This is a genomic window from Geotoga petraea, from assembly GCF_900102615.1.
In the GTDB taxonomy this organism is placed as follows: Bacteria; Thermotogota; Thermotogae; order Petrotogales; family Petrotogaceae; genus Geotoga; species Geotoga petraea.
Map to the genome: position 1 here is coordinate 20,161 of NZ_FMYV01000012.1, position 15,537 is coordinate 35,697.

The 15,537-nt window shown below is 27.5% G+C and carries 12 protein-coding genes, 2 tRNA genes and 1 pseudogene; 11 read left to right on the plus strand and 4 right to left on the minus strand.

The window, feature by feature from the left end; translation table 11 throughout:
- Nucleotides 1–14: 14 nt before the first annotated feature.
- The gene (locus BLS00_RS10110) at nucleotides 15–1,256 is read left to right on the plus strand and encodes a metallophosphoesterase family protein (RefSeq protein WP_176759909.1); all 1,242 of its coding nucleotides are present in this window, start codon (nucleotides 15–17) and stop codon (nucleotides 1,254–1,256) included.
- The gene (locus BLS00_RS10115; RefSeq protein ID WP_091405679.1) at nucleotides 1,246–4,356 is read left to right on the plus strand and encodes an AAA family ATPase; all 3,111 of its coding nucleotides are present in this window, start codon (nucleotides 1,246–1,248) and stop codon (nucleotides 4,354–4,356) included. The genes BLS00_RS10110 and BLS00_RS10115 overlap by 11 nt, the downstream gene beginning before the upstream one ends.
- 16 nt (nucleotides 4,357–4,372) lie before the next feature.
- On the opposite strand, the gene BLS00_RS10120 is transcribed toward BLS00_RS10115, so the two are convergent.
- Nucleotides 4,373–5,371 (minus strand): YeeE/YedE family protein, encoded by a 999-nt coding sequence (locus tag BLS00_RS10120; RefSeq protein WP_167848947.1) that lies wholly within the window; start codon nucleotides 5,369–5,371, stop codon nucleotides 4,373–4,375.
- Nucleotides 5,372–5,566: 195 nt separating this feature from the next.
- Here BLS00_RS10120 and BLS00_RS10125 point away from each other — a divergent pair.
- From BLS00_RS10125 to BLS00_RS10145, 5 genes are all read left to right on the plus strand, one after another.
- A tRNA-Asp gene (locus BLS00_RS10125) sits at nucleotides 5,567–5,643 on the plus strand.
- Nucleotides 5,644–5,705: 62 nt separating this feature from the next.
- Nucleotides 5,706–6,035, plus strand: coding sequence for a hypothetical protein (locus tag BLS00_RS10130; RefSeq protein WP_091405685.1), 330 nt, complete (start codon nucleotides 5,706–5,708; stop codon nucleotides 6,033–6,035).
- A gap of 71 nt (nucleotides 6,036–6,106) precedes the next feature.
- Nucleotides 6,107–6,183: transfer RNA gene (locus BLS00_RS10135), tRNA-Cys, on the plus strand.
- 188 nt (nucleotides 6,184–6,371) lie between these two features.
- Nucleotides 6,372–6,551, plus strand: a complete 180-nt coding sequence (locus BLS00_RS10140; RefSeq protein WP_091405687.1) for a DUF4258 domain-containing protein — start codon at nucleotides 6,372–6,374, stop codon at nucleotides 6,549–6,551.
- 52 nt (nucleotides 6,552–6,603) lie between these two features.
- On the plus strand, nucleotides 6,604–6,999 hold the full coding sequence (locus tag BLS00_RS10145) for a helix-turn-helix domain-containing protein (protein ID WP_091405689.1): 396 nt from the start codon (nucleotides 6,604–6,606) through the stop codon (nucleotides 6,997–6,999).
- Between the two features lie 74 nt (nucleotides 7,000–7,073).
- Here the strand turns inward: BLS00_RS10145 and BLS00_RS10150 are convergent, their stop codons facing one another.
- The gene (locus BLS00_RS10150) at nucleotides 7,074–7,625 is read right to left on the minus strand and encodes a C40 family peptidase (protein WP_091405692.1); all 552 of its coding nucleotides are present in this window, start codon (nucleotides 7,623–7,625) and stop codon (nucleotides 7,074–7,076) included.
- A gap of 216 nt (nucleotides 7,626–7,841) precedes the next feature.
- Nucleotides 7,842–8,935: pseudogene (locus BLS00_RS10945) on the minus strand (NADH-dependent flavin oxidoreductase).
- 137 nt (nucleotides 8,936–9,072) lie between these two features.
- On the opposite strand from BLS00_RS10945, the gene BLS00_RS10160 reads away from it, so the two are divergent.
- Both BLS00_RS10160 and BLS00_RS10165 read left to right on the plus strand, forming a co-directional pair.
- Nucleotides 9,073–9,420 carry a hypothetical protein gene (locus BLS00_RS10160; protein WP_091405696.1) on the plus strand — a complete coding sequence of 116 codons (348 nt, stop codon included), beginning with the start codon at nucleotides 9,073–9,075 and terminating at the stop codon, nucleotides 9,418–9,420.
- Between the two features lie 225 nt (nucleotides 9,421–9,645).
- On the plus strand, nucleotides 9,646–10,593 hold the full coding sequence (locus BLS00_RS10165; protein ID WP_091405700.1) for an aldo/keto reductase: 948 nt from the start codon (nucleotides 9,646–9,648) through the stop codon (nucleotides 10,591–10,593).
- Nucleotides 10,594–10,766: 173 nt separating this feature from the next.
- Here BLS00_RS10165 and BLS00_RS10170 read toward each other — a convergent pair whose 3' ends face one another.
- Complete coding sequence (locus BLS00_RS10170) at nucleotides 10,767–12,584, minus strand: hypothetical protein (RefSeq protein ID WP_091405702.1); 1,818 nt, start codon at nucleotides 12,582–12,584, stop codon at nucleotides 10,767–10,769.
- 311 nt (nucleotides 12,585–12,895) lie between these two features.
- On the opposite strand from BLS00_RS10170, the gene BLS00_RS10175 reads away from it, so the two are divergent.
- Together BLS00_RS10175 and BLS00_RS10950 are read left to right on the plus strand one after the other, a co-directional pair.
- Nucleotides 12,896–15,181, plus strand: a complete 2,286-nt coding sequence (locus BLS00_RS10175; protein ID WP_091405706.1) for a methyl-accepting chemotaxis protein — start codon at nucleotides 12,896–12,898, stop codon at nucleotides 15,179–15,181.
- A 111-nt stretch (nucleotides 15,182–15,292) separates the two neighbouring features.
- On the plus strand, nucleotides 15,293–15,537 hold a 245-nt coding region (locus BLS00_RS10950), incomplete at its 3' end, for a transposase (RefSeq protein ID WP_176759900.1).

The window sequence follows — 15,537 nt, forward strand, 5'->3', positions numbered from 1 at the left end:
TGGGGGGGAAACCATTGAAAGACAATAATTTTACTTTCATTCATTGCTCCGACTTACATTTGGGAAGAAATTTTTCACACAGAGAACAAATAGATCAAAAAGTCTTTGACTATATACTAAACTCTTCTTATGAATCTTTTAAAAATATAGTGAGAGATGCAATTAAGTTCAACATTGATTTTATGGTTATTTCTGGTGATGTATTCGATACAATATCTCACAAATTGAAAGCACAACTGTTTTTAAAAGAACAGTTCGAAAAATTAAATAATCACGGGATCAACGTATATATGATTCATGGAAATCATGACCCAATAGAAGAATGGAAGAGAAACATTGAATTTCCTAAAAATGTTTATACATTTCCACCTGATAAAATCGAAACTTACGAATTTAAAAAAGGGAATGAAACTTTAGCTAAAATATCTGGAATATCATATGCCAGATCAGATGTTCAAGAAAACCTTTCGTTAAAATTTGAGGTAAAAAAAGAAGATTTTTTTAATATAGCTATTCTTCACTCAAATGTAGGAGGAATAAAGGGACTGGATAATTATGCTCCTGCTTCTGTTAATGATTTAATTTATAAAAACTTTGACTATTGGGCTTTAGGCCATTATCATAAAAATACTATTTTAAAAGAAAACCCTTATATTGTTTATCCAGGAACAACACAAGGACTTTCCATAAATGAAAACGGGGTAAAAGGTTATTATCTTGTAAAAGTGTACAATAAAAATACAGAAATTGAATTCAAAAAATCAAGTGTTTTAGAATGGGAAGTACTTCCTATAAATACTGAAGGAATAGATACACTTGATCTACTTTTAAATAATTTATCAAAAGAAATAAACAAAATAAAAAATGAAATCCCAAAAATTTTGAGAATAGTTTTGACAGGACATACCGCCTTACACAATGATCTTACAGAAGATAACTTAAACGATATACTTATGAAATTCAGAGAGGCTGAAATAGAGGAAGAAAATTTTGTTTGGATTGAAAGTATTAAAAACAACACCAAACCAGAAATAGAATTAGAAGAACTAAAAAGAGAAAACGACTTTATTTCAAAGTTTATAGATAATTACGTAAATTCTGAAGAAAACTTTGAAGATTTATTGTCTACAGATAACTCATATCCAAGATTGAAAAAATATATTAAAATGTTTTCCGAAGAAGAAAAAAAAGAGATACTGGAAAACAGTATGATCGATGGAATTGACTATCTAAGAGGTGAAAAATATGAAAATTAAAGATCTAAAAATAGATAGTTTTGGAAAAATCAAAAACCTTGAATTAAATAAGTTCAGTTCGGGGATAAACTTTATTTATGGTGAAAACGAGACTGGTAAAACCAGCATAAGAAACTTTCTCAATTTTATGTATTTTGGAAGGGTTGGAAAAAGATTTTCAAATTATGATAAAATGAAAGGTTATCTATCTATAGAAAAAAACAATAAAGAATACAAATTCAACAGAAACGAAAACAATATAGATATTCATTCAACAGAAGGAGAACAAATCAATTACTCTCCCAACGTATACTTTTTAAATTCAATAGACATAAATACTTTTGAAAACATATTTTCTCTTACTCTTGAAGAACTTGAAAAGTTAAACATAAATTCTGAAAATATAAACAACCTTATCTTTTCTGCAGGTACGGGACTGGGTAACTTGAATTTAAATGATGTTGTAAAAAAAATACAAAAAGAGAATGAAAACCTTATAAAACCTTACGGAAGCACACAAGAAATACCATTAAAAATACAGGAAATTAACGAGCTCGAAGCTCAAATAAAAGAAATGAACAAAAAGCTTGAAAGCTATGATCTCATAGTAAAACATATTCATAAAAAAAATGAAGGAATATTAAACAATAAAAGCAATATAGACAAACTCATCAAAAACCTAAAAAAATATGAGTTTGCCAAAGATACATTTGAATTTTACTCAAAGGTAAAAGAATTAGATAAAGAAATCGAAAATTACTCATATGCAAATAATTTTCCATCAAACGGAAAAGAAAGATATGAAAATTTGTTAAATCAAAAAATTGAACATAATTCTAATTTGAACAAGTTAAAAAATGAAAAAAAGAATTTTCAAGACACATTAAACAACTTAAAAATAGATGAAAAATTATTAGAAAATAAAGGATTAATAGAAAAATTAAACAAAGAAAAGGACAACTATTTTGATAAAAAGATCGAATTATCCAACAAAAACGATAGAATAATAAACTTAAATGCAGAATTAGAAGAAAAGCTTTCAATTATAGGCCCCGATTGGACAACAGACAAATTGGGAAAAACTGTCATAACAGCAGATGCAAGAAACATTGCAAACAGAAAAGCAGATAAACTCAAAACGCTATCATCTGAAATAATATCTTTGGATAACTCAATAAAAATTGAAAAAGAAAAACTACCCGAATTCGAAGATAAAATAAAAAATATAGAAGACCAAATTGACCAAATTCCTGAAGACAGCAAAAATATTGAACAAATCAAAAAGACAAAATCATCAATTTTCAAACTTCAGAAAATATTTGAAAAAATAAACATAAAAATAAATCAAAAAGACGATCTTCAAGAGACGATTCAAGATATAAACAAAGAAATAGAAATAAAAACTCAAAAAGCTGAAAACATCCATTCATTTTTTGCAGAAAGGACCTTTTTAATAATTTCTTTGTTAATGTTGTTTGGAGGTGTCGCAGGTTTTTTCTATCTTGATATAATCTATCCTTTGATTTTAACAACTGTTTCTGTAATAATGCTTATCACAAATTCAAACACTAAAAGAACACTTACCAAACAAAAATCAGATTTGAAAAAAGAAATAGACGAGAAAAATAACAAAATAGATTCTCTTTATTCAAAAATAAAAGACATCAACTCTTATTTGGAAGAATTAGGTAAAGAAAAAATAGAAACCATTGAAGAAGGCAGTCTACCAGCAACTATAACAGAAGATCAACTTGATTTATACAGACAAAAGGCCGAAGAGCAAAATGAATCTTACGAAAAATTTCAAAATCTTTTGGATCTTAAAAAGTACTATACCGAACAAAAAGAATATTCAGAAAAACAAATCAAAAAATTAGAAGAGCAAAAAGTTACCTTTGAAACAGAAAAAGAATCTCAAGAAAAAGAATGGCAAGACTGGATAACAGAGAAAAATTATGAAAAAAATTATACACCAGATACTTTTGAAACCTTTATAAGCATAATTTCAAGTGCAAAAAATATTCTAAGAACTTACAACCAAATAAAGACGGAAAAAGAAAAAATCTTATCTATAATAAATGATTATGAGGAAAAGCTAAACATATTAAAAAATAACATAGAAAAGGATATTTCTGCTGAAAATATAGAAACTGTTTTTGAGAGGCTACAAAAAAGTATTGAAAATTCATATAAAAAAGAAGACCTACAACAAAAAATCAAAAAAATTGAAGAATCAATTGAGATCAAAGAAGAAGAAACCAAAAATATTAACGAAGAAATAAAATCTCTTTTTAAAACAGCTGGTGTAACTAATGAAGACGAGTTCTTCAAAATGTATGAGGCAAAGTTGAAATTGAACTCTTTAAAAGAAGAAAAAGAAAAAAATCAAATTAGTATGAACTCTCTTTTAAACAGTTATTCTGAAAAAGAAGACGTTATAAATATATTGAACGAAAAAGATATAAAGGCAATAGAAGATAATATATCGGACATTAAAGAAAACATTGACTCCCTCGAAAAAGAACAAGATGAACTAATGAAAACCATTGGGGAACTAAGAAACGAAAAGAAAAATATTGAATCAATAGAAGTCTACTCTGAAACGCTACAAAAAAGAGAGAACTTGATTACTGAAATAAAAGAGTTGACAAAGCAGTGGGCAAAAAATGTAATTACAATAAACAATCTAAACAAAACTATTGAATTTTATAAGAAAAATCGTCAAAAAATCTTTGATAACGCCAGTAAATACATAGAAAAAATAACTTTGGGAAAATACTCTTTGAGATACAATGACGATAACGAAATAATTCTAATGAATAAAAATGATTATTTGGATTCTTCTAAATGGAGTGATGGAACTCTTGATCAAGTTTATCTCGCTACAAGATTGGCATTTATCCAAGAATATAATCAAAAATCTGAAAATATTCCAATAATATTAGACGATGTACTTGTAAAATTTGATGAAAAAAGAAAGAGAAAAACAATAGAAACATTGATTGAATATTCAAAAGACCATCAAATATTTATCTTTAGTTGCGATAAAAATACTAAAATTATTTTTGAAGATTTAGTTCAAAATCAAGATAAAAATTTCAAATATTATGAATTAAACTGATGATACAAAAGTATCATCAGTTTTTTATTTTTTTTATGTGACCTCTTAAAATATATCTATTAGTCAAGTAGTTAGCTGCCAATAAAAAAGATAAAGTTATTATTGAACTGATAGAAAACTGAGGTAGTCCTGTTAAAAAATGGCCTGTAGTGCATCCTTTTGCTATAGTTGACCCAAAACCAATCAAAAAACCAGCAAAAATAAACTTTATATATATTTTCTTGTTTTTTGGAACTACAAACCTGAACTTATTATTAGATCTTGAAATTAAAAACGCCCCTAAAACAATGCCTAATACTTCGTATCCTACCCATCCTATCGGTTCTATACCAAAAATCCAGTTAATAATATTTTTCCATCCAGCAGTTATTGCATATCCATAATCTCTTCCATTGTAATGTGACAATATATAAGCGATGACTCCAGATAAAGCCGTTATATTTGCAATTATTTTCCAGCTATGCTCTCCTTTTCTTTTACTTTCTCCAGATAGAAAAATATAAGTAAAACTAATAATAACAGCAATAAAAAGAATTCCCCAAGGTGAAATCCCTAAAATACTATACAAAGAAGGCCCAGACGATTCAACGAACAACTCATTTATGTTATCCACTCTTATTTCAAACTTTGAAAAAAAATCAATAATAAATGAATTAGAAACCAAAAATATAGTAATTACATAAGATGCCAAAGTAACCATGGCTGTTGTGATACCTTCTCCACTTCTGCTTGTAATCCCTGCACATCCACCAGCTATTGCAACACCGATTCCAGTTAAAATACCACCAAGTGGATTAGAAACCCAATTAAGGGGTATAGGATTTAGGTTTAACAACCCAAAATAAGCAAAAGCATGAAAATAAATAGCTTCTAAAGTAACTATCAAAATCAACATTTTAAAAATATGTGGATCACTAAAAAAGAAAAGATTTCTAAAAGCTAAATTAAACCTTATCTTGCCAAAATGAAGTAAAGAGCCAAATATAATTCCCATAACTAAACCCGTAATAACCAAAACATTCGCCCCCATTTTGAATAATCATTAATATAATACTATAATTAAAGTACATAAACAAACTTCTATACCCTTTTGCTTTTATTTTTTGTTTTCAAAATATTTAAAAAATGAAAAATATAAAAATAGAAACAAAATTGAAACATTAACAAGTGGACATTTTCTTTTATTTCTGATAGAATATATCTCGTACATGGGGACGTGGTGAAGCTGGTTATCATGCCGGTCTGTCACACCGGTGGCCGCGAGTTCGAACCTCGTCGTCCCCGCCATAATAGAATAATAGAGAGTTCCTAACTAAGGACTCTCTTTTTTAATATATAGGGGGAATAATATGTTTGAAAAAATTATAAGATATATTTCATTTTCCTTTGGGATTTTTATTGTAATTATTGCCCTTTTTAATTTAGTTGGATTTTTAGAAATCACAAATTACAGTATATTTTATAAATTACTTCTTATTACTTCAGGAATAGGTATGTTGTTTTCTATAAAATCAAAATACATGCTATCTGCAACCATCACAGTTTTATCCATGTTCGTTTTTAACATATTATATTTTATAAATAATTTTGAATTACCAACAAATAGCATGTATTTATTCATGTACTTTATAGCAATATTGAATATATTCATGTATTATAAGAAACAAATCACAAATTAGATAAACACAACGTTTAAAAAGAATTTTCTTGATTTTAATATATATCTGTGTTATAATTGCTTTGCAAATATGGCAACGTAGCCAAGGGGCCTAAGGCGGCGGTCTGCAAAATCGCTATTCGGGGGTTCAAATCCCTTCGTTGCCTCCATTAAAACAGATACTATTAATTTAGTATCTGTTTTTTTTAAATTTAACTTAAAAATACATAGTAATACAAAACGTAATATAATTATATAAAATTTTATAAAACATTGATAAATAATATATAATGATATGATATGTATATAGGGGGGTGGTTCTGATAGATGCCATATTTACTGAACCGCTAAACAACGTATGACACAAAGAGGAATATCTGAAGAAGAAGCTTTAGAAACATTAAAAAATCCTGATAGCACTAAATCAGGTAAACCAGAAAAACAAATTGCAATTAAAGCTTTTTCTTCTAAAAAAGTAAGAGTTATTTACGTGGTAGAGAATGACCGCGAAGTTATTATTACAGCGACACTGGGTTAATTTCCAGTTTGTCACTTAATATAGATAAATTGATAAAAAGGAGGTTAGAAAAATGAAAATGACTTATGATAAAAAAAGTGATTCTGCATACATTTATTTAAATAAAAACGAAAAAACAAAAGTCTTAAAAACTATTGAAATAAATAACAATATTAACTATAATGCCGATTTAGATGAAAATGATAACATCATTGGTATAGAAATTCTTGATTTTAAGAAAACTTATGGTTATATACCTAACTCTATTGATGTTGATTTTTTAGATCAAAATGATAACTTGAAAGTATTTACCCCCGATGAAGTGGCAAAAATACTTAAAGTTAATTCTGATACTGTTAGAAAATATATTAGAGAAGGTAAAATGCCTGCTTCTAAAATCGGAAATACTTATAGAATCACTTCAAAAAATATAACTGATTTTTTAAATCAAAATTTAATTAATGTATAGTTTCACAGAACCTCTTCTATTAGAGGTTCTTTTTTAATTAAAAAAAGCCTTTTAAGGCTTCTTAATTGTTTAAGTTATTTTAATAAGTCAAAAATATCATTTGCTAACTTTAATTTTAAAGGTCTTCCATATTTTGGATTTTTTCTAAAAATCTCTGTTGCTTTTCTATGCGATACTTTATTGATTAATTTTTCATCTATTTTGTACGCTGCATCCCATACCCATATATTTCCCTCAGCATCAGCTCTATCGTAAAGCATCACATGATCTATTTTTGAATTATTATCAACATCATAAAAAATAAGATCACCTTTTTTGAGATCACCAAATTCTATATATTTTGTATTATATTCGTATAATGCTTGTGAAGATACATCTAATGCATAACCATTTTTATATTTAAAAATATAACTTCCAATGGAATTATACATTTTAATGATATAGCCAGAACAATCTATACCTTCAAAAGAATCTCCACCATATTCATACTTAACCCCATCATATTTTTCTGCAATATTAAACCATTGGTTAATTTCAGAAGGTTTTAATTCCACTTGTTTGGGACTCAGATTCATAACAAAAGCAATTATAATACCTATTAATGCAAATTTAAAAAAATTATCCATTTTAATTCACCTTTTAAAAATAAATCAAGTAATAAAAAAATTATCTTTTATTCTTTTAATCTTTACCTAATGTTATAAAACTGAAAATACAGAACAACGATTATAGTAATAGTTTGTAATTTAATGTTTTCATCAATTACAACCTATATAAAGAAAGGTCATAAACTCTGGCTATTTTTTAATTCTTTGGTATAAAATAAAAGAGCATTTGCTCTTTTATTTTATTGTTATGCCATATGATTTTTGGTGATTTGTTATTTTTTCTAATAGATTATCTGGTAGAGTTGTATTATTTTTATCTATTATTTTTTGAATTTCTTTTTCATTTTTTAAAGTTGTTATTACTTTTGGTTCTATCAATAAACCTCTTCCTATTGCAATCAGATCATAACCAATTTCTTCTGCTTTTTCTAAATCTTCTTCAGAAAATATCGAGCCTACCCCAATTAGAGGAACTCTACCATTTATTACTTTCAAAATTTCTTTTCCAGTGATTTTGTTATTTTCTTCTCTTATAGATGTTTGGTTGTATTTTCCCAAAGAAATATGCAAATAGTCCAAATCTTTTTCACATAATTTATCCACCAATATTTTTGTATCTTCTAATGTTATGCCTGGATTTTCTCTTTCTTCTGGTGAGAATCTATACCCTATTATAAAGTCATCTTTTTTCATATCATTTTTTGCTTGTATAACTGAGTCAACAACTTTAGAGGAAATTTCAATCTTTTGAATGTATTCCCACCCCATTTATCTATTCTTCTGTTAGAATGAGGGGAGAAAAATTGCTGTATTAAATAAGTATTTGCTCCATGAATTTCTACTCCATCAAACCCTGCTTTTATTGCTCTTATAGTAACCTCATAAAAAGATTTGATTATTTCTTGGATTTCTTCATCCTTTAATTCTCTTGGAATAGGTGCATTTTCTCTTTCAGCTGGAATATTTGAAGCAGAAACTATATCTTGATTTTCTTTTAATCCTGGTTTACTCATTCTACCTGCATGAAATATTTGAAGTATTGCTTTAGCTCCATGTTGCTTTATAGCTTTAGATAATCTTTCTAAAGAAGGAATATAATCATCATTTCCAGCATAAAATTGGTTTTCAAAACCTTGACCATTTTCTTGCATAAAGGTAGTCCCAGTTATAATCATCCCAACTTCTTTTGATCTTTCGCTGTAATAAGTCAATTCTTGGTCCGAGATAGTTCCGTCTTTGTTTCCAGAATAAGTTGTCATTGGAGACATTGCTATTTTATTCTTTAGTTCTACACCATTTTTAAAAGTAAATTTGTCATAAAAACTCATTTTTTATCACCTCATCTTATGATATCATAATTTTTTTCACTAATTGACTTATTTGTGAAAAAGTTATATCATTATATTGTAGGTAAAGTAAATTTTCATTAACAATAATTTTATCTTATCATTCACGGAGGTGAACTATGTTTTTAAAAATTAAAGAAGAACCATTTGTAGTAGGGGATTTTAAAATTCAAAAAACTAAATATGTAGATCCAAAAGTAGCGGATTTATTCTTGGTTTTTGAAGATGAAGAAGATAAGGATTTATGGGTTTATTTTTCACATCAAGTAAATAGAGTGCTAAAAAGTGAGATAAGTGATGAGTTCAAAAAAAACATACTTTCTAAGTTGATAGAGAAATACGAAGATCTTCTTGAATATATTTCTCCCGTAATGAAAGATGGAAAAGATGTGGATAAAAACATTGTTTTTGTCACTACAAAATTCAACTTTTTAGAATCAGAAAGTTCGGATCTTAATCACTGGTAATGTATTTAATTGAAGAAGCCTTTTTAAAAGGCTTCTTTTTTATGATAATTTTAGCTTTAGCGTTTCAAAATATCTTCAATTATTTTTATAAACACACTATAGTGAAAAAATTTATTTTTGTTATATAATTTGTATACACAACTATGTGAGATGATATGTATGTTAAAATTGAATATATTTATCGTTATGATAAAGAAATTTGATTCCTTTTAAGGGGGGTTCAATATGATTGGTAATAGTAGAATAATTTACGGAACGATGTGGTTAGGAGGAGGATGGGATAAAGAAAAAGTTACTAAAGATGCTGTTGATACTGCTGAAAAAGCATTTTTAACCGCTGTTGAGATTGGCATTGATCTTTTTGATTTTGCTGATATTTATCAGAATGGCAAGTCTGAACAAGTTTTTGGCGAAGTTCTCAAAAACAATCCTAATTTACGAAATAAAGTGAAGATTCAATCAAAAGCAGGGATTATATTGAAATCTCATTCAGATGTTCAAAGGTACAATTTTAGTTCTTCTCATTTAATAAGCTCTGTAGAGAACAGTTTAAAAAGATTGAATATAGATTATCTTGATTCATTTCTACTGCATAGGCCAGATCCTTTAATGGAAAGATCAGAGTTGAAAAAAGCTTTTGATTATCTTTTTGATAATGGGATTATAAAATCATACGGTGTTTCCAATATGAATCAATATCAAATAGATTTTATTCAAAACGCTGTTGGAAGAAAAGCTTCTGTAAATCAGCTGGAAATGAGTTTAAACAAGCTTGATTTTTTGGATAATACAATTGGCGTAAATAATGATGAAAGTAAAAACACAACATTCACAACAGGATTGATGGAATATTGTATCCAAAATGATATAGAATTACAAGCATGGAGTTCTATGGCTGGTGGTATTTTTTCTGGTAAACCATTGGGAAAAGATGTTGAAAAAAGAATTTTAGAAACGAAGAAGTATGTTTACGAATTATCCAACTCCAAAAGGACTTCAGCTGGTAGTGTTGTTTTAGCATTTTTACTAAACCATCCAGCAAATATTAGACCTGTTATTGGTACAACTAATCCAAAAAGGATTAAAGAATTGAAAGATGCAGAAGATATTGAACTATCCAGAGAAGAATGGTATAAGTTGTATGTTCTTGCAAGAGGGAAGCAATTGCCTTAATACAATTAAATGCAGCTTTTAAGCTGCATTTTTTTATTTGAGTTTTGAAAATAATAATTTTTTACAGATAGTGATATAGCGGTAAATGTTATAAAGGTTTCTAAAAACTATTTTTTTGGTAAAGATATGAAAAAGGCGGCTTAAAAGCCGCCTTTGATTTGATTTGATTTTTATTATTGATAATCTACTATTTCAAAAAGATCTGTTATTGTATCATTTTTATGATAAGCTCTAATTACTAATACTACATCATTATAATCTCCATCTGGATTAGAGTTAGAACCTGCATCTTCAAACCCAACTATAATCTCACCTTTTCCGTTATTACCGTCTTCATTTATGTAGAATTTTATTGCAGATTCTCCATTAGGATAGTCATCTCCCAATGCTTTTGGATTTCTAAAAGTTTTGTTTTCGTCTAGATCATTTATATAAAATCCTAAATATTTTGCATAAGCTTTGTACGTTTCTCTATCTTTATTCTCATTCTTAGTACTTTCTATTAACTCAACAACTTCAAATCCGTCAGTTCCTTGTAATTGATCCCAATTGTCAACACCAGTTCCTTTATAATTAAATATTCCAATTTTGTGATCATGCGCAGAGTCTTTCGAATAATATATAATATCTAAAATAATTTCTGGATATGAATCTTCATCTGTTGGAACAACGGGTATAGTTTTTAAATGTCCTGAAACAAGATTCCCATTTAATATAATTTTATCAAAATACTCTTTATCTGGTGTAGAAGCATCTTGATCAATTAATTCGTACATAAAAACTCCTTGATTTCCTGTTGCATTGAAAACTAAATTTGTTTCTGGGTTATAAGTTACAAAGTTTGGTGATAATTCATTTACATCTAAACCTGTGCCATCTCCCTCAACAGCATTTGAGAAATAATGTTCTCCATTTTTTACTAATGATAAGCCATCGAATTTATAAACTAATAAAGCACTTGCTGAGTGTACGAAAAGGCTGTTATCCATATATGAAAGACCATTTACGGTACCTAAAGGGAAATTAACGATGTCTGAACCATCTGATAAGTTAACTAAGTCAAAACCATTTTCTGCTCTTGTATAAGCTGCATAATCTCCTAAAATAGCTAAGCTTGCTTTTTCTTCATTGCTAGTAATTGAGTTAACATCCACAGAATTTTGTTCTACTAAATCTGAATTATATTCGACAATGGTTCCACCTTCTGTACTTATTGATAAAGCATATAAGCTATTCTCACTAACTTGTAAATCCTTGACATAGTTTACATCTACTGAGTCTAAAATTTCAAAATTTGAATCTGTTTTTAATATTTTTCCATTTTCATTTGCTAAAGAAAAATAATAATAATCACCGAGTTTTGCTATTGAAGTTACAACTAATCCTGCTTCATTTTCCTGTTGATCATTTTGGACATATAATACTTTTACATTTCTTAAGTTCTCCTTGGTTCTTTCAACTTGATTATCATTATTAATGTTTTTTATATCTTTTTGGTCAACCATATTTACATATATTGTATTTAAACTATTAACAATTGTATAACCTGCAAAAATCAAATTATCTCCGTCATTTAAAATATCATTTATATCTGCATTTTCAAATTTTGCTCTAACAGATTCATTAGGTTGACCATTATCGGAAGTATCAAATAATTGAATAGCTCCTTTCATTTCTTCTCCAGCTTTATTATAAGATATAGCTATACTATCTTCATAATATACTAAATCATTAGCTTGAACTTCTATTTCATTAACCTTAAACAAAGGTGCATTCCCCTTAAATCCAAAATAATATTGAAATGTTTCACTTGGTTCAAAAGCTGATATGCTTCTTGTACTAACAAAACCATCTTTAACATTAGTTTCGTAAGTAACGTCTAACTCAATTGTATCTCCAGGTAAAACTCCAGGATCATTTGGTTGTGTTATACACGATGCTAAAAATAGCGTAAGTACAAGTAATGTGGTTAAAAATAATGTTCTTTTCATAAATATCCCTCCTAAAATTTTTAAAAACTTCTATTATATATTATAAAATATTAATTATTAAAAGATTTTTACGAAAGTAACAGATTTAATTAATGTTACCATTTTTTAACCATCATATTTTCATTTAATGAAATCATAATATTTTGTTTACTTGTTAGACATTTAAAAATAATAGGTTTCACCATTATTTTCTTTTTTTATTTTTTATTAGTTTTTTACTACATTTTTTGACATGTCATAATAATATATGTATAATAGTTATAATTTATTTATAATTTTTTTCATTTTAATCTTAATAAGGGGGAAACGAAATGAAAATTAGAACAAAGTTGAACATTTTCATACCTATGATGGTTGTTATTGGAATAATTGCTATTATTTTGCTGTCTACATTTTTTCAAGATAGAGTTTATGATTTCCAAAATGATAACTATATAGAACAGATAAATTATAGTTATTTAAATGAGCTAGAGAATCTAGAAAATTCTTTGAAGAGAACTTTAGATTCTATACTAACTAATGAAGAAATTAAAAAGGCTTTTGCTGAGAATAATCGCCAAAAACTTCTAGATTTAACTCTTCCTATTTGGGATACACTTAAAGATAATAATATAGCACAATTCCACTTTCACAAAAACTCTGTATCTTTTTTAAGATTACATAACTTGGATAAATATGAAGATGATTTGAGTTCTTATAGAGAAACAATTAATCAGGTTAACAAAACTAAAAAACCTGTTTCTGGACTAGAAATAGGTAGAGGCGGACTAGGATTTAGGTATGTCGCCCCTGTTTTTTATAATAACGAATTCCAGGGAACAGTAGAAATAGGACTTTCTATAAATCAAGAATTTTTGAAAAAAATAAAAGGAAACTCCGTACTTAAAATTTTTAAGAATGATTTAAGTAGTGATTTAGAAATTTTCCAATCTAATGAATTCGATCTATCTTCATTTACAAAAAATGTAAATTCTATAATATCTGGTGAATCTTATTACTATAATATAAAGGGTAATGATTTAATAGCAATGTTTCCTCTAAAAGATTATAGCGATACAATTATAGGATATATAGGAACAAAAATAGATTACAACGAAATCGTTTCAAATAACAGAAATGGGATATTGTATTCTATAATTATTAGTTCAATTATTTTAATAATAATTATTATATTCAGCATATTTATATCGAGAAAAATAGTTAAAGAAATTAATTATTTGAAAAATAAAGTTGATGATTTTTCAAACGGAAAGCTAGTATTAGATTTTTCTGAAATGAAATTTGATCAAGAATTTGAAAATATTTCTAACTCATTGAAAGAAGCTGTAAATAAGCTTAAAAATTCTATGATAAAGATAACTCAATTCTCACAGGGATTGGGAAGTTTAAGTGCCTCCCTTGCAAGATCATCTAAAATCTCAAAAGAACATTTGGATAACACAAATCAAAAAACAAAAGTTATAAACACTAATACAAAAGACACAGATGAAAGAATAAATGATATACATCAAAGTATGGAAGATTTGACAATTGCAAACGATAACCAAGCAAAATCAGCTCAGAATTTAAACGATATATCAAACGGTATAAATCAAAGCTCAGATGAGGGTGTAAAAGATATAGAGCAAATGAACGAAATGTTGTATGAAGCTGTAAAAAAAGCTGAAGAATCTATGAAAAATTCTGAAATTCTATCCAAGAATTCCGAAGAAATAAAAGAGATAATTAACACAATAGACAGCATTACTGAACAAACTAATCTTTTAGCTTTAAATGCAGCGATAGAGGCTGCAAGAGCAGGAGAAGCTGGAAAAGGATTTGCCGTTGTGGCAGACGAAATAAGAAAATTAGCTGAAGAAAGTAAAAAAGCAACAGAAGACATAGCAAAAATAATCACCAATTTAATAGAAATATCTCAAAAAACAAACCTATCTAACAAAGAAACTTCTGAATTGATTGAAAAAACCGAAGGTAAATCACAGAATGTCTTAGGGCAGTTTGAAGAAATGAATTCGAGAATATCTGACATGAATGAAATAATAGAAAACTTTTCAGCTAACACAGAAGAAACAACCGCCACAGCCGAGGAAATAAATTCAAACATGAATTCTGTATCTGAAATGGTAGATCAAATTAGGTCAAGTGTTGAAGGCATAACAAAAGACACTGGTGTTCTTTCAAAAGACAGTGAATATCTGGTAGATATTTCAGACAACACAATAAATAATGTAAATCAACTAATAGAAATGTTATCTGCATTTGATATATACGATGATGAAGAAAAGAAAAAAGAATTTGAAAAAGCTATACAAGCACATGAAAAATGGGTGAAAAATTTTGAGAAGAAGATCAATAATCCTGAAACAGATTTAGAAGAAAACCCAAACAGATGTAGTTTTGGTATTTTTACTAAAATAGTTAACGTCAAAGAAGAATGTAAAGAAGATTGGAAAAAAGTTCTTAAATTACACTCACAATTACACGAAAAAGCAAAAGAACTAGAAACAAGTGCGGATAAACAATCTTTACTTTCAGAAGTAAAAAAAATATCTAGTGAATTGAAAACAGGCATACAAAATTTGATCAAAAAACTTTAATATAGGAATATTTTAAATGGCTGTATATAAAGAGAGTATAAGAAATTTTGTGTAAAATAAAAAAACACCGAATTTGGTAGTAAAATAAAACCAAAGGAGGTGTTTTTTAAAATGAAAGAAGAAACAAGGAAAAGAAGAGAAAAAAGAGCATTTTTCAAAGAATTGATCAAAAAAGAAGGATTAAAAACAATACCAGATGTAACCAGATTTCTAAAAGAGATATCAGGAACGATATTAGAAGAAATGTTAGAAGCTGAATTAGATGAAGAACTAGGATACGAAAAATACGATAGAACAGAAGAAAAAGATAACTACCGAAATGGATATACAAGTAAAAAAGTGAAAGGAACTCTCGG